We start from the raw sequence: 18,297 nt of genomic DNA on the forward strand, positions 1-18,297 counted from the left end.
GATCAGTGCATTTTTTGACTTGGTTTCTGATAAAGTGGCGTCTGCCATCTGGGCAATGGTGGTAGCGAGCTTACTGCCATGGGCGGTATCAATAGTGGCAAAAGTATCTGGCGGCTTTAGGGTCAGAAATAATGCACATCCTCGCGATTTTTTTCAGCACACAACTGGAATGGCTGCACGTGCCAATGCTGCGCAGCAAAATAGCTATGAAACTCTGCCAGTGTTTTTGGCGGCCGTGTTGGTGGCCATGCTGTTCTTTGTACCACAATCGATCATTAATGTGTTGGCATGGCTGTATGTGATCATTCGAATTGGTTATTGCACCGCTTATATCACCAACTTATCGACGTTTCGCTCTATTCTCTGGGTGCTATCCATGGCATGCTATCTGATGCTGTTTTATCTGGCGATACGAGTCAGTGTATAGCGTTACCCGTCTATATTTACCAAGTAGACCACATATGATCAGGTGATTATTATTGTACGCTTGCTTGTAGTGCATTGATAATCACCGCTTTGTTTTTCTCTCGCTTGATACTTTCCCACACTGTTTGCGCCTCAGCATAGCCTTTGGTGAGCATCCCTAACCACTGTTTATAACGCCCAACCAATACCACATCATTCTTTGCCTCACCTTCCAAAAACTTAACTTGATGGGCGATCAAATCTTGCCATAGCAAGGTTGCCGTGTTTTTTCCGCTGTCATCATGATTTTCAGTATAGTTATCGACTTGCGCAACCAAATCAGGTCGTGTGACTGCGCCGCGACCTAACATGAGATGTGACGTGCCTGCTTGCATCATACAGTCATTTGCTTGCGCTGCGCTCCATATCTCGCCATTGGCAATCACAGGAATATCAAGTGCATTAAAACTTTGGATTTTGTCCCAATAGGCAGGCGGCTTATAACCTTGGGTTTTGGTGCGTGCATGGATAGTGAGCCAATCAGCGCCACTAGCAGCAATCGCGCCGCGAATGTCATCCATTCGGCTAGTATCGGTATAGCCTAGACGAATCTTAGCTGATACTGGTATGTCAGTGGGAACGGCTTGACGTACGGCACTGATAATCTGATACATGGTTTCAGGTTCATCTAACAATACAGAACCACCACGATGGCTATTGACCGTTTTTGCAGGACAGCCAAAGTTGATATCAATGGCAGGCGCACCAAGCTCGACAGCATAAGCAGCATTTTCTGCCATCAGCTGCGCGTCGCTACCCAAAAGCTGCACATGAATGGGCGTACCAGAAGCCGTTTTGGCATCGTGATGCAGCTCAGGCACGTATTTATAAAACACATGGGCTGGCAAGACATGCTGGGTGATACGAATAAACTCACTGACTGACCAATCATAGGGACGACCTAAGTCTGCTGCAATTTGCGTTAAGATTTGGCGCATTAGTGGGTCAGTCAAGCCCTCCATGGGGGCGAGGAGGCGGACGGGATTGGCAAATAGGTTTTCTGATAGAGGCATATATTCAAAGGACTGTTTTTAATAAATGTAAAATAATTTCATTCTAGTATTATAGTCCTTAATAAATTAAAACAGGACTTTATTATGTCTGAAATACGAGTAGAGTCAGTCAAAAGTATTCCGCTTTATAGTGTTGTACCGTTAATTAATCATATAAGTTATGATTCATGGTTATTAAGAGTGTCTTTATTCTTTTCAACTGAAGAAATACGGCAAATGGTGTACGTCGATTTCACTGATATTATTGGATTTAGAGTATTAGATAATGGAAACCTTGTTGAATTTTGGAATGATGATTGTCCGAACGGTTGGCTATGGGAGGTTAGCGATGGAGGTTGGTTCGACTTAGAAAAACAGCGAGAAGGATTTGTAACAGGTTATGTTGAAAAAGACCTATTAACAGAGTATCTAGTAATCGGAACAGACGACTGTATTAGCATACTATCCTCTAGTACACCAAAAATTACTACAGTAAATACTCTACTTTAAAAATATATTAGCTACTTGGGATAAGATATGCACAATACGTTTAGAAGGTGGTTAGTAGAGCTAGAAGAGATGGTAGTGATATGTGCTGAAGATATTCATCAGGAAGCAGCGCAAAACATAGTTAGCTTTGGCGTTAACCAAGATCTACTTGTAGAGTGGAGCGAAGATTCTGTCATAGAGTTTATTGGTGAATGCGCTAATTTATATCATAGAAAAAGTGGTGTTTCAGAAATGCTATTTTATGCATGGTTCGATGAGCAAGCAGGATAAATCAGAATTTCTGCCGTTAGCCAGTCGCACAAAAAACTGCCTTTTAGATGCGAGCTAAATCAAGTGACTTTAAATGAACTGGTGAACGGAATCTATGCTGATGACTCTGACTTATATACAAAAGGTAAATTAGATGTATGGCAACAGAATATCTAAAAACCAAAACGACGTTAAGACCCAAAAATCACCTTCTTCCCTGTCTGTAATCCAGAGATCAAGTCTTTGATATTATGAATATCTAGATTACTCTGCGCCCGCGTACAAGCGACATAAAGCAAGCGCAGCTCTTCTGGAGTTATCTTGACCGCATTGGTCGTCACATCGTAGTAAAAATCATCATCTAGTTGTACTTTCCCCCATTCAAGCCCTTTGGCTTTGTGCGCGGTAGAGATGACGTAATCCGCATTTTCGATACTAGTGAGACTATTGACCGCTTGGCTTAATACATTAGTCCCATGATCATCGACCAGTTTGACTAGTGTTTTGAGATCGCTACCCTCGTTGGTTTCAGCATACTCTTGTACATCGCCCCAATTATAAAAATAAGCCAGCTCGGGTACACCATAAGCCGATTTACCATTTTTTAAGTTTTCTGCTGCTTGACAGAATTTGAGCATGCGATCAGTATCTGCTTGTAGCGCTACACGGTGCCCGTGCTTTAACCCTGTGAGTAATTGCGACATCGCCGCAGCATTGGTCCGGCATAAAATGGCGTCTTTTTTACTGTGTACCATACCTTTATCAGTAGAAGACTGTTTGTTTGGATTGCCCTTTAGCGGTACATCTTCTTGCAGCGCTTTTAGTAAAGTATTGGCCACTTCTGCAATCGGCTCACCAAAGCGAAAGGATTGCGTTAATAACGTCTGTGGCAATGGCAGTTTTTTCATTGCATTCACAGCGCCGCGCCATTCATAAATCTGCTGGTGCGCATCGCCCACATAGATGACTTGTCTTGATTGCTGGGTCAAGATACCCATCATTAATGGATCAGCATCTTGCGCCTCGTCAAACAAAATAAAGTCCGCAGGGATGCTCGGCTTGGACAATGCCCACAGTTTGAGATAAATATCATGCCCTATGCCCGCAGGATGACGCGCATCGATCGACTGTAGCCAGCGCTGCTCAACGGCAGGGTAGAGAATCTCGCGTAATTGCTCGGCGTCTGAATCATCGAGCCAGCTTGGAAACAGTATGTGCCTTGGCGCAGGGTAGCTGGCATGTGTACTACAAAAATTACTCACTGCGTCACTGACGAATCGAGACAACCGTGCTGGTGTCAGCGTAATGTATTTATTAACCCCATCCATTTGCCGACGGACTTGCACAGGTTGCAAGCCCAAATCATCACCCAGACGCTTAGGTGAAAATCGCGGTAGAGATAGCTTGGCGGTAATATCACGCGCGACATGACGGTAGGCCAGCGAGTGAAAAGTGCGGCATTCTACATGCGGTGGAAACTTGGAACGAGCATCATTGGCAATCGCTTTGTTAAAGGCCAGATACAGTCCGCGACCTCGCAAGCGCTCACCGATTAGCTTGAGTGTCGTGGTCTTACCAGCGCCTGCGTACGCCACCACTTTAAATGATTTTTGGTCCATCGCCATATTCAGCGCGGCGAGCTGCTCATCAGTGGGATCGCTCATATAAGCTGGCATCGATGCGGACATAATAAAGCTACCTAAATACAAGAAGTGATTAAAAACACAAGGGGCAAAAAAAGCCACTGGATAAACAATGGCTCATAGATGGTGGTACTCAATCGTGACAATAAGCACTAAGCTTACGCGTGGGGCAAGAAGAAAACAAGATAAGTCAGACGGGTAAATGCTTTATTCTTTGACTGTTGATATCAGGTCAGTGCTAGGTTCTTCTTTGATCAAGATTTTAGCCAAAAATAACCCAAGCTCAAACAGTAACCACATCGGGATTGCTAGCATCAGCATCGATACCCCGTCAGGCGGCGTGACCACGGCAGCCACAGCAAAACAGCCCACAATGATATAACGACGCTTTTCCTCTAGACTCTGAATGGAGACAATCCCTGCCAATATCAATAGCAAGGTCACAACTGGAATCTCAAAGGTCAAGCCAAACACCATAAATAGCTTTAAAGCAAAACTCAGATAACTGTCGATATCGGTCATCGGTAGTACGTTTTGTGGGGCAAATAGAATAAAAAACTTTAAGACGCCTTTGAGCACAATAAAATAAGAAAACGCCACACCTGCATAAAACAAAAATATAGAAGACAGCAGCACTGGGATAGCGATTCTTTTTTCTTTTTTATATAAACCTGGCGCAACAAATGACCAAATTTGATAAAGGATATAAGGCATCGCCAAAAAGGCAGCAACAAAAACCGTCAAACGTATCGGTGCCATAAAGTTCGAGGTGATATCTGTGGCAATCATGGTCGAATTGGCAGGCAACTGTGCCACCAACGGATCTGATAAAAAGTTATACAGCTCACGTGAGTAACCGACCAATCCCAAAAATATGATCAAAACAGCCACGCATATTTTAATTAAATGGCGGCGTAGCTCAATCAAATGCTCAGTGATAGGCATATCGCCCAATGCGCTTAAAACATCCTCTGATGATTCATTTTGAGTGCTATCAGTTGTTGCTTTACCGTCTTGATTAATGCCATTTAAAGCAGGAATATCTGAATCAGTGAGTTTTTCTTGGCGGCTTTTCTTGCGTTTGAGTAGTTGCATCAGTCAGTCCCCTGCTTATTATCAGAAGTCTGCGTACTTACCGAGCTATTTAGTAAGGTATCGGCTTTATAGTTCGGTAGATAAGGTGGCATTGGGAGGCGACGAGCTTTATCGTAAGCACCCAAACGGAACCACATATTTTCCCACGGTCGGGTATTAAGGATTTGAGTAACGGGCGCGGCCATATCACTATCATCATTGCTGTTACCGTGCTTTGATAACTGACCCTTCTCTAAAGTATCTTGGGGCTCGTCAGTTGCGTAAGAGTAGTCGAATGCTTTTGGTGTGGGTGATTGCTGATGGTTTTTTGTGCCGTCAGCTTTGTTATCTCTATCACTCGCTACCGCTTCATTCGAGGTTTTTATAGAATGGTTTTGTGAGCTTTCAAAAGCCTTCATATTGCCGCGCATCTCCGCCATCTCACGCCTCATATCGGCTTCGGTTTGACGAATTTTGGCCAGCTCTTTTTGCATTTGTTGGCGTGTCTCAGCCAAGTCTAGCTCGGCCTCTATTTCAGACTGTAATGTGGAGACGGTGCGGCGAATTTTGGCATACCATTGCCCAGCCGTACGCGCTGCCTGTGGCAGTTTTTCTGGGCCCAAGACGATTAGGGCGATTACGCCAAAGAGAAGTAGTTCAGAAAACCCGATATCAAACATAATGGTCCGATGTCACTGTCTAGATGCTATACATTATGCTTGTCATCAACCTTAGTGGTTGTTGGGCGCTCGTCGGTATGGGCCGTGCCATCATGGTCAAGCACCACGCGTTTTTTGGCATGCTCTGTATTTTCATCTTTGACCGCTTCTTTAAAGCCTTTAACCGCACTGCCCAAATCTTTGCCAGCGTTTTTTAGTTTTGCAGTGCCAAACACGACAACGACGACGACCAATAGTATCAGCCAATGCGTAATAGAAAAACTACCCATAATGGTATCCTTGTGACCTGGTTTTGTGATTTGATTTTCAGTCTTCATATGTCTGCTTTGAATTGATAAAAGAGTTATGTATCAAAAAAAGCATCACATATAATGCGAGATAAAACAGAGCTATATTATAACCCGCAGTTATTACAAATAGGTGAAATCAACAATAATCAAACAGGGTCGATGCTTTTTTTTGTATCTTAATAACTATCTAGCCGCTTTTTCGTCGATACCTGATAAGCCAAACCGTCTACCTAGCTCATTTAGTACAGCGTCTGATTCTATGTCAAACCATGCCAGTCCGACTAAAGTATGGAACCAGACATCTGCCACTTCATAGATCAGCTCGTGGCGCGCCGCCTCAAAAGCAGCTTTGTCTTTATTTTCATCACAGTGAGCAAAATCTTTGGCAGCAATGATGCTCTCTGTACTCTCTTCACCGACTTTTTCTAATATTTTATTCAAGCCTTTGGCGTATAGGCTGGCGACATAAGAGCTGTTGGCATCGGCTTGTTTGCGCTCTGCCAATACCTGATCGAGCTGTTGTAGCACAGAGCCTTTATCGACTTGCGCTTGAGTGTTATTAGAGTCGATGGTCGCGCTAGCATTTTCGTTTTCAGCATTGGTGCTAGCAGATTTGTCAGAATGATAAATCTCCGCAGGGTCTTTCAATACTTTATCGACTGTCTGCCATTCAGGTGTTTGGCCTGATAGATCTAAACGCTGATAAAAACAAGACTCACGGCCTGTATGACAAGCAATACCGCCCGCTTGAGTCACGCTTAGCACAATCACGTCTGCGTCACAGTCTAGACGAATATCGTGGACGGTTTGCGTATGACCTGATGATTCGCCTTTGTGCCACAATTTGCCACGTGAACGCGAAAAATAAACCGCGGTCTGCGTTTGTACGGTGAGCTGTAATGCGTCTGCATTCATCCAAGCCATCATCAAAATACGGCCTGACTTGTGATCTTGAGCAATTGCAGGAATCAAACCATCAGCATTAAAAGTTATGGCAGTCAGCCAAGCAGGTAGAGTCATAATGTATGTATCGTCTTATAGTTAGAAAGAGTAAAAATATCAATAAGTAATTATACTACTTATGATTGGAGCGAGTTATGATTAGAGCGAGGAGATTGTCTAAAATGCTCTGAAATATGATGTCATATGAAAGCTGCGCGAGCATTAAAATGAGAAAGGTGATATTGACTCGCTATTTTACAGCCTAAATAAATGAGGATATAGAGCCTCTTTGGTCGTGTTATCGTGCTTAATCACTTTATTGAGATTAAAATCATAATTTCTAAAATGTTGTCTTGCTTTGGCGACCACTTCACCTGTGTGCATACGTGTGATCTTTATCACGATGCTACCGCCATTATCATATATTGGCTCAACACCGACTTCAAACAAAAGCTCTTCGCATACTCGTATACGACTCAAAATAACCAACTGCAATGTATCAATAATTAAGCCCTGGTTATCTGAATTGATTCCTTTAATACCTTTAGCGTGTAGAAATCTTAGTCGCGCTTCGGACAGAAGGGCAGTCAGAGATTCGATGGTCACATGCTGTCCCAAGTCGATTTCGGTATGACGCACGCACATCACTGTCTCAAAAACAAATAAATAATCCTCAAATACCAACTCTTGCTTTGACACACTATCTCCTAAAGTGGTGGCAAACAATTATGCTACTTATCATGCGATAGGTTGGCAGAATCATAATAACGATGAACAAATAAAAGGCTGTATACACTTGATAAATGAGTGTGCTTTCATGACACTCATATTATGATGTAACTTAAGTATCTACTTAAGCACAGCTTCAGCTGACATTCAATCTATTTGGATGAAAATTGACCATTTTTATGAGGTTTTTAAGAGATGCGCTGTAGCGCTACTCATGCTGGCTAACGGTCTTTATTTCCAAGTAAAGGTTAACCAAAACTTTACTTGGCAAAACAAGGCACTATCTGCTAAAATACCGCCTCCCACCTCGAGGCAAATAGAGGTTTAGTGGTTATTTATATAGCGATTATTCGGTATGACTATTTGACGACCAGGTTCTAAAACAGAAAAAGAGGCAAATCATCATGAAAGTTAAGATGAAAACCAGAAGCGGTGCCGCTAAACGCTTCAAAAAAACAGCAAATGGCTTTAAACGTAAGCAAGCATTCAAAAGCCATATTTTGACCAAGAAATCACCTAAGCGTATTCGCCAGTTGCGTGGTCTTAAGTTGGTACATAAATCTGACGAAGCAGCCATTCGTCGTATGTGCCCATACATCTAATAGCCTACTGTCATCTATCTTTGATTGAAAACTATCTGATGAAATGATAGTTGACTTTGCAATCTGACAATGATGTTTGTTATTTGACAGCATCATCACTCGCTTAACAGTGATTACAAAATCTTGGAGTAAATTATGGCCCGTGTAAAACGTGGTGTACAGGCAAATCGCCGTCACAAAAAAATCTTAAAACGCGCAAAAGGCTACTACGGTGCCCGTTCACGTGTTTACCGCGTAGCGGTACAGGCAGTGACCAAAGCTGGTCAATATGCTTATCGTGACCGTCGCAACAAAAAACGTACTTTCCGTCGTCTTTGGATTGCACGTATCAATGCTGGTGCACGCTTAAATGGTTTGAGCTATAGCCGCTTTATCAATGGCTTGAAAAAAGCAAACATCGCAATCGATCGTCGCGTTCTAGCAGACATCGCTATGCATGATGCAGCGACTTTCACAGCATTGGTCGAAAAAGCAAAAGCGGAACTAGCATAAATATTAACTACTCTTTAGAGATTAAGTAGATATAAAATTTATCTAAGTAAGCGTCTAAACGAATAGAACTAATATTGATTAATAGTACGATATTAATAAAAGCTACCGCTGGTCGGTGGCTTTTTTTATTTTAAATTATGGTGTATTTACTTAGTCTGAGTGGATACCAGCACCTGCTCTTTATCTGTCTAAATATTCAAGCCTTTTAGACCACTTATCTTTATGAAGATAACGGGATAAATGGTTTGCAATATTTGGTCAAATCCCTACAATTAATAGTCCGTTCAAATCAGGAATAATGCGTCTTATGACTAACCCTGCTGCTACCAACGACTTGTCGGCGCTACCGACCTTGTCTTCAGAGCTAAACGAGCTCAATGAAGCTCAGCTTACCGACTTTGCGAGTGCTGCTGAAGCTTTGATTCTACAAGTAACTGATGCGCGTACCTTGCAAGACTTGCGTGTGCAATTGACTGGCAAAAAAAGCCCATTGACTGGCTGGTCAAAGCAGATGGGCAAACTCGATGCTGATGATAAAAAAACCTACGGTGGCTGGTTGCACGAGGTGCGTAGCCGCATTCAGCAAGCGCTGAGCGATCAACAGCAGCAGTTAGAAGTCGCCGCGCTCAACGCTAAGCTAGAAGCAGAGAGCATTGATATTACTCTTCCTGCTCGCGGTGGTCAAAAAGGCCATCTGCATCCCGTGACGATGATTACTCAGCGTATGCAGCAGTACTTTATTCAAGCGGGCTTCAATGTTGCCACCGGCCCTGAAGTTGAGAGCGATTACTATAACTTTGAAGCGTTGAATATCCCGTCGCACCATCCTGCGCGCGCGATGCATGATACATTCTATTTCGATGCGCATTATCTACTGCGTACGCATACCAGCCCAGTGCAGATTCGTACCATGGAAAAGAACGAGCCACCGATTCGCATCATTTGCCCAGGCCGTGTTTATCGTAACGACTCAGACCAAACCCACTCTCCGATGTTCCATCAGCTAGAAGGCCTTATGGTCACAGAGTCGAGCACTTTTGCTGAGCTAAAAGGTCTGATTAGTGAGTTTCTAGAAGCATTTTTTGCCAAAGAGCTGACCGTGCGTTTCCGTCCTTCATTTTTCCCATTCACTGAGCCGTCTGCAGAAGTAGATATCTTAGATGATAACGGCAAGTGGCTTGAAGTGATGGGCTGCGGTATGGTACATCCACAAGTATTGACCAATTGCGGTATTGACAGCGATAAATACACAGGCTTTGCATTTGGTATGGGTATCGAGCGCTTTGCGATGTTGTATTACGGTATTGATGACTTACGTTTGTTTTTCCAAAATGACGTGCGCTTCTTAAAGCAATTTGGCTAACGTGCTTTTGTTGATATAAAAGTGCTCCTTGTTAATACAACAAGTTAATTTGCCAAGCTTTACTCCAACATCTTTATTATAAAATTCTGATCCGAGATATTTATGAAAATTAGCGAACAGTGGCTACGTCAATGGGTAAACCCCAAAAATACCAGCGAACAGTTGGCTGAACAGCTGACCATGGCAGGGCTTGAAATTGATGACCGTTACGCAGTTGCCCGTGCATTTAGCGGTGTGGTCATCGGTGAAGTTATCAGCGTTGAGCCGCATCCAGATGCAGACAAACTGCGTGTCACGCAGGTAAATATTGGCGACGCTGAGCCGCTGCAAATTGTCTGCGGCGCACCTAATGTGACCGTCGGTATGAAAGCACCGGTTGCTACCGTTGGTGCGATACTACCAAGCGATGACGCAAAAGGTTTTAAGATTAAGAAAAGCAAGCTACGCGGTGTTGCCTCAAACGGCATGCTATGCGGCGCCTCTGAAATTGACTTGGTAGATGATATAGATGGACTGCTTGAGTTGCCTGAAGATGCACCAGTTGGTACCGATATCCGTGAGTATTTAGGTCTAGATAATCAGATATTAGATATCTCTATCACCCCAAACCGTGGTGATTGCTTTAGCGTTCGCGGTATCGCTCGCGAGATTTCAGTCATCAATGACTTGCCTTTACAGTTGCCAGAGATTCCTGACAATGTCGTCGCTTCTGATAATGGTGCAACGCCCGCTGTCACTGTTGATGCGGTAGAGGCGTGCCCTCGCTATCTGTTGCAATCGATTAGCAATATTGATCGTAGCATTGAGACACCAAAATGGATGCAAGATGCATTGGTACAGTCAGGACTACGTTCACACAACTTCTTGGTCGATGTGACCAACTATGTGCTCTTGGAGCTGGGTCAACCGCTACACGCTTTTGATGCCGATACCATCGAAGGTGATATTGTTGTGCGTTTGGCACAGCCTGATGAAACCATTACTTTGCTCAACGAGCAAACGGTTACGCTAACCGGTGATGAGCTTGTGATTGCTGATGACAAAGGTGCCTTGGCACTGGCTGGCATTATGGGTGGTCAGCGTAGCAGTGTCACCGATAGTACGACCAATATCGTGGTAGAAAGCGCTTTCTTTAATCAACTGGCTATCGCTGCGCGCGCACGCCGTTTTGGATTGCATACGGATGCATCACAGCGTTTTGAGCGTGGGGTCGATTTTGAATTGCCGAAACTTGCCTTGGCACGAGCTTGTGACTTGATCACAAGCATCACGGGCGGCGAAGCAGGACAAATAGTCACGGCCGAAAACCTTGAGCATCTGCCAGCACGCGAACCGATCACATTGCCAATTGCGAAAGTACGTGATGTTATTGGTATTGATATCGAGCCATCAGAGATGGTGCGTATCTTAACTCAATTAGGTTTTGAGGTAGAGCAGCAAAACGACGCATTGATTTGTAAGCCGCCGTCTTACCGTTTTGATATGAGTATCCGCGAGGATCTCATCGAAGAAATTGCCCGTATCTATGGCTATGACAATATTCCAAGCGTATTGCCATATTTGCAAGTCAGCATGGATTATGACGATACTGCAGATTTGACTCATGGGATGAAGCTAGCACTGGTTGATAACGGTTATATGGAAGCCATCAGCTTTAGCTTTAGTGGTGCAAAATTAGAAGCATTGCTTGATGATGAAGCGCTAGGGGAGGTGTTGGCACTGGCAAACCCTATCTCTAGTGATTTGGCGGTCATGCGTCGTACCTTGCTGTCAAGTTTACTGCCTTGCGTGCAATATAACTTGAATCGTCAGCAGCCACGCGTACGTTTCTTTGAGACGGGTCTTAGCTTTGTTGGACAAAGTATCAGTGATTTGGTGCAAACCCCAAGCATTGCATTGGTCGCAGTGGGTGATGTATGGAGTGAGCAGGCTTATCAAAACAGCGTCTTAGATTTTTATGATCTCAAACATGATATTGAACAGTTATTACCAGCGCAGATCGATAGCGCCCGTATTCGCTATGAGCGTAGTGCGCTGAGCTTCCTGCATCCAGGACAAAGCGCTGAGTTATATATCGATGATATCTATGTTGGTTGGTTGGGTCAGCTACATCCAAATACTGCTAAGCAGTTGGATCTGCCAACGACATGGGTTGCCCAATTGTCACTGGCACCGCTATTGACGCTTGCTCGTGAGCAGCATTCGATTACGACGCCTAGCAAGTTCCCACAAGTGCGCCGTGATATTGCTATTTTAGTAGACAGCGATATCAGTTTGCAGACTTTAGAGTCAACGGTACGAGCTGCGGCAGGTGATTTGTTGACTGATCTGTGGCTATTTGATGTGTATCAAGGCGATAAAGTACCGACTGGTCAGCGCTCATTGGCGTTTGCACTTGTATGGCAAGATGCTACACAAACCCTATCGGATGAAGCTGTAAAAACTGCCACTGATAAGGTTGTACAGGCATTAACGGATCAACACGCAGTCCAGTTACGTGACAGCTAATATTTAGTCTTTTAAAAGACCCAATGCTCTATAGCCTCTTCAGTTATGAGGCTATGGAGCATTGCTATTCGTAAAAACTATTATTTATAACCCTTTTATTTGTAAAATAAGTTAAGTCATTATTAATAAAGGATTTTAATGTATAGTTTATTAAAAACTACTCAAAAAACCTTTATAATAATTAGACTTAACCCTCATACCGCTAAACCATGATATTCGACATCACGACATAGTATAGGAGTCGTACTGTGAGCACCTTAACCAAATCTGACATGATTGAGCACTTAATGAGTCATCTAAATCTGACACGCCAAGAAGGTCGCTGTCTGGTGGAGAACTTTTTTGATGAGCTGTCAGATAGTTTGATTGATGGCAAAGAGGTCAAGCTTTCAGGCTTTGGCAACTTTGAGCTTAAAGACAAAAACAGCCGTCCAGGCCGCAATCCAAAGACAGGAGAGCCTGTCGCCGTATCCGCGCGCCGCGTGGTGACGTTCAAGACAGGACAAAAATTTCGTCAGAAAGTTGATGAGCGTTTATTCGATACTTAATGCGTTATTGAGTATGACAGCTTGCTTGTTTTCGCTATAGCCTTGTAAAACTATTGGCTTGTATAGCCAATAAATACCAAGTATGGTTATAAGTAACTAACTGTCATAAATTGCAGGCATAAAAAAAGAGAGCATAGGCTCTCTTTTTTTTATTACCGTTTATTTATTGTATGAACAATAAATTACTGAGCTGGCTCTTCAACAACAACTTCGTCAGAAGCGTCAACAGCAGCAGTATCAGTTTCGCTAGCTACGTCAACGCTAGTAGTAGTACCGTCTACAGGAACTTCAGCGTCCATTTCGTCAGTAGCAGTTGCAACTTGAGCGTCAGCGATGTCAGCTTCAGCGTCAGCAACAGCAGCGTCAGCATCAGCAGGGATAGCTTCACCGTCAGCAGCGCCTTCAGCTAGCTCTTCTTGTGCGTCTTGCACTTCTTCTTGCGCGTCAGATAGATCTTCAGCAGCGTTTTCTTTGTTGCTGTCACAGGCAGTTAGGCCCATAGTTGCAGTCATGATACCAGCTAGAGCAAGTAATTTAAGTTTCATAAGATTTTCTCCGGAAAAATGAAATGAGCAGTAGCAGCAACAAAGGACGAATTCCGAGGTTTCTCAGAATTCAATTAGTCTTAGTTACAGCTACTCAGCTTCCACGCATTCTATATGTTTTATATGAAAATGGAAATAGGGTTGTACAATTAAGTAACAATAATATTTAAAATAATATTTTACTTCATCTGTTCGATAGTATTTTTAATACAACAAACCTGATTAATCGACGTATAATCAATGACATCAGACTGTTACGGCACAATATGCAGTCCTACTTTTGGTTGTAATTTAACGTATTTATGGTGTTTGGTTAAGTAAAATTAGAGTCGATTGTCTCGTCTAATGAGGCACAAGTACGCCATTAATATGGGACAAGTAAATATGGGACAAATAAGCCATGATAATTAGCGCTATTTATATTAAGAAAAATTGCTTGTGAGTGAGCAAACCAAAAATCAAATCAACGTATTGAGCGGCTTACTGTACAACATGAATAATGAACAATACGAGTGATTATATCTCGTATATTTGAGGAATAAACTATGAAATGGCAAGGCAGACGAGGCAGTTCTAATGTTCGCTCTAGTACGGGCGGCGGCAAAATGATAGGTGGTGGTATTGGCGGTATCATTATCGCAGGTATTTTATGGCTGGTATTTGGGGTAAATCCTATGACTGCGCTGCAAACAGGTCAGGTAATCGCTGGTGGTGGTAGTAATGGAACTTCCAGCGAACCTGCGATAAGTGAAGATCGAGATACCCAGTTTGTCAAAGTTGTGCTGGCGGATACTGAAGAGGTCTGGCATCAGATATTTAACGAAGCGGGTAGTACTTATAAAGAGCCCTCGCTAATTCTGTTCAATGGTCAAGTAAATTCGGCGTGCGGTAGTGCCAGCGCGGCGACAGGGCCTTTTTATTGTCCAGGTGATCAAACGGTCTATTTAGACACATCATTTTTTGTGGAGATGCGTCAAAATCTGGGTATCGCAGGGGATCAGCAAGGCTCTGGGACTCAGGAAAACCAAGGTAAAGCGGGGGATTTTGCGCAGGCTTATGTTATCGCACATGAGGTGGGTCATCATGTTCAGACGCTACTAGGTATTAGTCAGCAGGTCAATGAAGCCCGTCGGCAAGTGACCCAAGCACAATCCAATAAGTTGTCAGTGTTACAAGAGCTGCAGGCAGATTGCTTTGCTGGCGTTTGGGCGCAGCGTAACCAAGAGCGTGTACAGTTTTTAGAAGCGGGTGATATTGATGAGGCTATTAATGCTGCCGGTCAGATCGGCGATGATCGATTGGCACAGGCGAGTGGTAGAGCGGTTGCGCCTGATAACTTTACGCATGGTACCAGTCAACAGCGTGTTGAGTGGTTCACTCGGGGCTTAGAGAGCGGTAATGTACAATCTTGCGATACCTTTAGTGGTGCGCTTTAAAAGTAAGATTATTTTTTGCAAATCCGCCTACGGGTTATCAGTACAACAATAACGGGTTGTCAGTACAATAATAGCCATGCAAAAAGTTGATATAAAAAAGCCTGCAATCAATTGCAGGCTTTTTTATTATCTTCTATCTGATATGACTCAACGCATTATTAAGAAATATCAGTGTAGAAGTTTTTAGTTGTTATCAAGCACATAACCACCAGCGCCGCCAATAGCTGCACCAGCCAATGCGCCACGAGCGATGTCTTTGCTGTCGCCTTTACTTCTGATAAGTGCACCAGCTGCGGCACCTGCTGTTGCGCCTTTAGCGGTATTGCTCATACCACCATATGAATTACAACCAGTCATGATGAGTGCTGAGCTCGTAATTGCTGTCATTGCGATCGTTTTAGCAAATTTCATATTATCACCTATTTATTCGTCAAGTTTGAAATATAATACCTTTAAAAAAACAATGTCCATGATATTTTCAAATATATTCCTGCTGTCTGCCATAATAGTGGGTTAGCAGATAGTTAGTCGTAGTAAAAACGCTAAACTTTGCAAACGACATGTAATTGATGTTTCCAGACTGTATCATAAAACGGGTACTTGCTTATATGAGGTACTTAACGCAAAAATAGGTAGGCGAGTATTTTGGCAATCGGAAATAAAAAAGACCACCGAACGGCAGTCTTTATATCAAGCAAACAATGGCATGCCTTGGAAAAATATGCGTAAATTAGTTCTGTGATTTGCGTTTCATTTGCTCAAAGAACTCGTCATTGGTTTTCGCTTCTTTGAGACGATCTAACAAGAATTCAGTAGCTTGGACGCCATCCATCGGCTGCAGCAGTTTACGTAAAATCCAGACTTTACGTAGTTTATCTTCGTCCAACAAGCGCTCTTCGCGGCGTGTGCCTGATTTTTTGATATTGATTGCAGGGAAGACACGTTTTTCGGCCAAGTCGCGCTCAAGGGTGATTTCTTGGTTGCCCGTTCCTTTGAATTCCTCAAAGATCACGCTGTCCATCTTACTACCAGTATCAATTAACGCACTGGCAATAATCGTCAAACTGCCACCTTCTTCGACATTACGCGCAGCGCCAAAGAAACGCTTTGGACGCTCAAGCGCATTGGCATCCAAACCACCGGTCAATACTTTGCCTGATGATGGTATGACCGTGTTATAGGCACGTGCCAGACGAGTGATCGAGTCTAATAAAATCACCACATCTTGCTTATGCTCGACCAGACGTTTGGCTTTTTCGATGACCATCTCAGCCACTTGTACGTGACGCTGAGGTGGCTCATCAAAGGTAGAGGCAACGACTTCACCGCGCACGGTACGCTCCATCTCGGTGACTTCCTCTGGACGCTCATCAATCAACAGGACGATTAAGTAGCATTCAGGATTATTGCGAGTGATGGACTGAGCAATAGATTGCAATAACATCGTTTTACCCGCTTTTGGCGGTGCGACAATAATAGAGCGCTGACCTTTACCAATTGGTGCAATCAAATCAATGATACGCCCTGTCAGATCTTCGGTAGTACCATTACCAAGCTCAAGCTTTAGCTGCTCAGTAGGGAATAGCGGTGTTAGGTTCTCAAAAATCAGCTTATGACGTGAGCGATCTGGCGTATCAAAGTTGATTTCACCAACTTTTAGTAACGCAAAATAACGCTCAGAATCTTTTGGTGGGCGAATCGTACCAGCGATACTGTCGCCCGTTTTTAAGCTGAAGCGGCGAATTTGACTAGGGCTGACATAGATGTCATCAGGACCTGCTAGATAAGAGCCTTCTGATGAGCGTAAAAAGCCAAAACCATCAGGAAGAACCTCAAGCACACCGTCACCATAGATGGCTTCACCGTTGCGGGCATGGGTTTTTAAGATAGCAAAGATAATGTCTTGTTTACGGCTACGCGCCATGTTATCAAGACCCATTTCCTTGGCAATAGCCAACAGCTCAGAGATTGATTTTTTCTTTAATTCAGTTAGATTCATAGATAGGTCATTAGCAATTGATCAGATGAGAGATGCCATTAGCAGCACAAGTCACGACAGTGAGTAAAACGACAGTAATATGATGATAGAAGGTATTTGTACAGCGCAATGGCTTATGTAGTGTTGGTATTGCATGTCTGCTTATAGACGTATTGCTATCGCTGGATGCAAGGTCATAAGAATTAGGAATAAAAAAGGCTACATAAGAGTCTGCGTCAAAAACTCAATATCAGTCATTGCGTTTAGTCATTTCGTTTAGCAATGGTGTTTATAATGACGATTGTGTTTTTGTTGATAAACACGAGGAGAATAGCGACAAGATACTAGGAAAACAGATGGTTTTCTCTTGTCAGCAGACTATACGGTCTTCACAATAGCGTTGTCAATAAATTTTGCCAAAAAATTCGTATAATCAAGTTTTTTGCACAAAAAACAAGCAAAAAGCCATTATCGTTATCAGATAATGGCTTTCTTTATCGCTTTAGCTCATTGATTCAAAAAACTTTGAAATGATAACATTCAACTTATAAATGCTTGTCCAATACTTTGGCCAATTCAGCTTTTGGCTGTAGACCCATCACTGAATCTACTTTTTCGCCGTCTTTGAAGACAAATAAAGTTGGGATGTTGCGGATACCAAAACGGCTCGCTGCTTGTGGGTTGTTATCCACGTCAACTTTAACGATCTTAACTTTACCTTGGTACTCAGTCGCTAAATCTTCTAAAATAGGCGCAATCGCTTTACAAGGACCACACCAAGTTGCCCAAAAATCTACCAATACAGGAAGATCTGATTCTAGAACGTCTTGGTCAAAGTTTGTGTCGGTAGTATTAACAATAAGGTCTGACATAATTTTATCTCTCTTGTTTTATTTATTCTGTCACCACACACCAGCTGTCATATTTATCTAATAATAAGTGGGTCAGTGGTCAAAGAATCGTTTAGAAGTGGTGAAAATGTGCCATTATATTAACATGTTTGCTCAGTCTTGACAGATTCAGGCTGGTTAAATTGTTCAACAATTACGATTAGCACAATAAATCAAAACAGAATGACACAGGTTGGGTTTTCTCTGTTACGTGTGATCATTGCTTTGCTAAAACATACTTTTTGAGCACTTTTAGCCGTCTGTTTTTACATTGAATCATCCCACTTTTACTCTCAATAAATAGGGCGCTACTGTGCCAAAATAACAGCCGCCAAAGCCCCATATTACGTTTAATTTATAT

General features: G+C 43.0%; 20 protein-coding genes. 9 read left to right on the forward strand and 11 right to left on the reverse strand.

Annotated features, from left to right (window positions below; all coding sequences use genetic code 11):
• Position 1 precedes the first annotated feature (1 nt).
• On the forward strand, positions 2-427 hold the full coding sequence (locus tag HL061_RS09565; RefSeq protein WP_071003744.1) for an MAPEG family protein: 426 nt from the start codon (positions 2-4) through the stop codon (positions 425-427).
• A 49-nt stretch (positions 428-476) separates the two neighbouring features.
• Here the strand turns inward: HL061_RS09565 and HL061_RS09570 are convergent, their stop codons facing one another.
• A complete protein-coding gene (locus HL061_RS09570; protein ID WP_252962767.1) occupies positions 477-1,478 on the reverse strand; it encodes a tRNA-dihydrouridine synthase in 1,002 nt (333 codons plus the stop codon).
• A gap of 84 nt (positions 1,479-1,562) precedes the next feature.
• On the opposite strand from HL061_RS09570, the gene HL061_RS09575 reads away from it, so the two are divergent.
• Both HL061_RS09575 and HL061_RS09580 read left to right on the forward strand, forming a co-directional pair.
• A complete protein-coding gene (locus HL061_RS09575; protein WP_093071239.1) occupies positions 1,563-1,967 on the forward strand; it encodes a hypothetical protein in 405 nt (134 codons plus the stop codon).
• Positions 1,968-1,994: 27 nt separating this feature from the next.
• Positions 1,995-2,237: a hypothetical protein gene (locus HL061_RS09580; protein WP_093071238.1), complete on the forward strand. Its 243-nt coding sequence runs from the start codon at positions 1,995-1,997 to the stop codon at positions 2,235-2,237.
• Positions 2,238-2,407: 170 nt separating this feature from the next.
• On the opposite strand, the gene HL061_RS09585 is transcribed toward HL061_RS09580, so the two are convergent.
• From HL061_RS09585 to HL061_RS09610, 6 genes are all read right to left on the reverse strand, one after another.
• On the reverse strand, positions 2,408-3,904 hold the full coding sequence (locus HL061_RS09585) for a UvrD-helicase domain-containing protein (protein ID WP_252962768.1): 1,497 nt from the start codon (positions 3,902-3,904) through the stop codon (positions 2,408-2,410).
• Positions 3,905-4,066: 162 nt separating this feature from the next.
• Complete coding sequence (gene tatC, locus HL061_RS09590) at positions 4,067-4,954, reverse strand: twin-arginine translocase subunit TatC (RefSeq protein WP_071002826.1); 888 nt, start codon at positions 4,952-4,954, stop codon at positions 4,067-4,069.
• Positions 4,954-5,613: a Sec-independent protein translocase protein TatB gene (gene tatB / locus HL061_RS09595; protein WP_058023533.1), complete on the reverse strand. Its 660-nt coding sequence runs from the start codon at positions 5,611-5,613 to the stop codon at positions 4,954-4,956. Before tatB ends, tatC begins: the two co-directional genes overlap by 1 nt.
• A 26-nt stretch (positions 5,614-5,639) precedes the next feature.
• Positions 5,640-5,882, reverse strand: coding sequence for a Sec-independent protein translocase subunit TatA (gene tatA / locus HL061_RS09600; RefSeq protein WP_058023534.1), 243 nt, complete (start codon positions 5,880-5,882; stop codon positions 5,640-5,642).
• A 204-nt stretch (positions 5,883-6,086) separates the two neighbouring features.
• Positions 6,087-6,923, reverse strand: a complete 837-nt coding sequence (hisIE, locus tag HL061_RS09605) for a bifunctional phosphoribosyl-AMP cyclohydrolase/phosphoribosyl-ATP diphosphatase HisIE (protein WP_071002827.1) — start codon at positions 6,921-6,923, stop codon at positions 6,087-6,089.
• Positions 6,924-7,100: 177 nt separating this feature from the next.
• Positions 7,101-7,544 carry a thioesterase family protein gene (locus tag HL061_RS09610; RefSeq protein WP_071002828.1) on the reverse strand — a complete coding sequence of 148 codons (444 nt, stop codon included), beginning with the start codon at positions 7,542-7,544 and terminating at the stop codon, positions 7,101-7,103.
• Between the two features lie 434 nt (positions 7,545-7,978).
• On the opposite strand from HL061_RS09610, the gene rpmI reads away from it, so the two are divergent.
• The 5 genes from rpmI to HL061_RS09635 all read left to right on the forward strand — a co-directional run bounded on the left by rpmI (position 7,979) and on the right by HL061_RS09635 (position 13,087).
• The gene (gene rpmI, locus HL061_RS09615) at positions 7,979-8,176 is read left to right on the forward strand and encodes a 50S ribosomal protein L35 (protein ID WP_058023536.1); all 198 of its coding nucleotides are present in this window, start codon (positions 7,979-7,981) and stop codon (positions 8,174-8,176) included.
• A gap of 135 nt (positions 8,177-8,311) precedes the next feature.
• Positions 8,312-8,668: a 50S ribosomal protein L20 gene (gene rplT, locus HL061_RS09620; protein ID WP_071002829.1), complete on the forward strand. Its 357-nt coding sequence runs from the start codon at positions 8,312-8,314 to the stop codon at positions 8,666-8,668.
• Between the two features lie 307 nt (positions 8,669-8,975).
• Entirely contained in the window at positions 8,976-10,031 is a 1,056-nt protein-coding gene (pheS, locus tag HL061_RS09625) for a phenylalanine--tRNA ligase subunit alpha (RefSeq protein ID WP_058023537.1), read from the forward strand.
• A gap of 102 nt (positions 10,032-10,133) precedes the next feature.
• A complete protein-coding gene (gene pheT / locus HL061_RS09630) occupies positions 10,134-12,539 on the forward strand; it encodes a phenylalanine--tRNA ligase subunit beta (protein WP_252962769.1) in 2,406 nt (801 codons plus the stop codon).
• Positions 12,540-12,787: 248 nt separating this feature from the next.
• Positions 12,788-13,087 carry an integration host factor subunit alpha gene (locus HL061_RS09635; protein ID WP_058023539.1) on the forward strand — a complete coding sequence of 100 codons (300 nt, stop codon included), beginning with the start codon at positions 12,788-12,790 and terminating at the stop codon, positions 13,085-13,087.
• Between the two features lie 182 nt (positions 13,088-13,269).
• On the opposite strand, the gene HL061_RS09640 is transcribed toward HL061_RS09635, so the two are convergent.
• A complete protein-coding gene (locus tag HL061_RS09640; RefSeq protein ID WP_071002831.1) occupies positions 13,270-13,632 on the reverse strand; it encodes a hypothetical protein in 363 nt (120 codons plus the stop codon).
• A gap of 545 nt (positions 13,633-14,177) precedes the next feature.
• Between HL061_RS09640 and HL061_RS09645 the strand changes: the two genes are divergently transcribed.
• Positions 14,178-15,068 carry a neutral zinc metallopeptidase gene (locus HL061_RS09645; RefSeq protein ID WP_252962770.1) on the forward strand — a complete coding sequence of 297 codons (891 nt, stop codon included), beginning with the start codon at positions 14,178-14,180 and terminating at the stop codon, positions 15,066-15,068.
• Positions 15,069-15,251: 183 nt separating this feature from the next.
• Here HL061_RS09645 and HL061_RS09650 read toward each other — a convergent pair whose 3' ends face one another.
• From HL061_RS09650 to trxA, 3 genes are all read right to left on the reverse strand, one after another.
• Positions 15,252-15,479 carry a glycine zipper 2TM domain-containing protein gene (locus HL061_RS09650; RefSeq protein WP_058023542.1) on the reverse strand — a complete coding sequence of 76 codons (228 nt, stop codon included), beginning with the start codon at positions 15,477-15,479 and terminating at the stop codon, positions 15,252-15,254.
• A 319-nt stretch (positions 15,480-15,798) separates the two neighbouring features.
• Positions 15,799-17,067 (reverse strand): transcription termination factor Rho, encoded by a 1,269-nt coding sequence (rho, locus tag HL061_RS09655; protein WP_058023543.1) that lies wholly within the window; start codon positions 17,065-17,067, stop codon positions 15,799-15,801.
• Between the two features lie 524 nt (positions 17,068-17,591).
• Positions 17,592-17,918, reverse strand: a complete 327-nt coding sequence (gene trxA, locus HL061_RS09660; RefSeq protein WP_058023544.1) for a thioredoxin — start codon at positions 17,916-17,918, stop codon at positions 17,592-17,594.
• Positions 17,919-18,297 lie beyond the last annotated feature (379 nt).

The sequence above is a fragment of the Psychrobacter sp. PSP genome, from assembly GCF_024085615.1.
Lineage (GTDB): Bacteria > Pseudomonadota > Gammaproteobacteria > Pseudomonadales > Moraxellaceae > Psychrobacter > Psychrobacter pacificensis.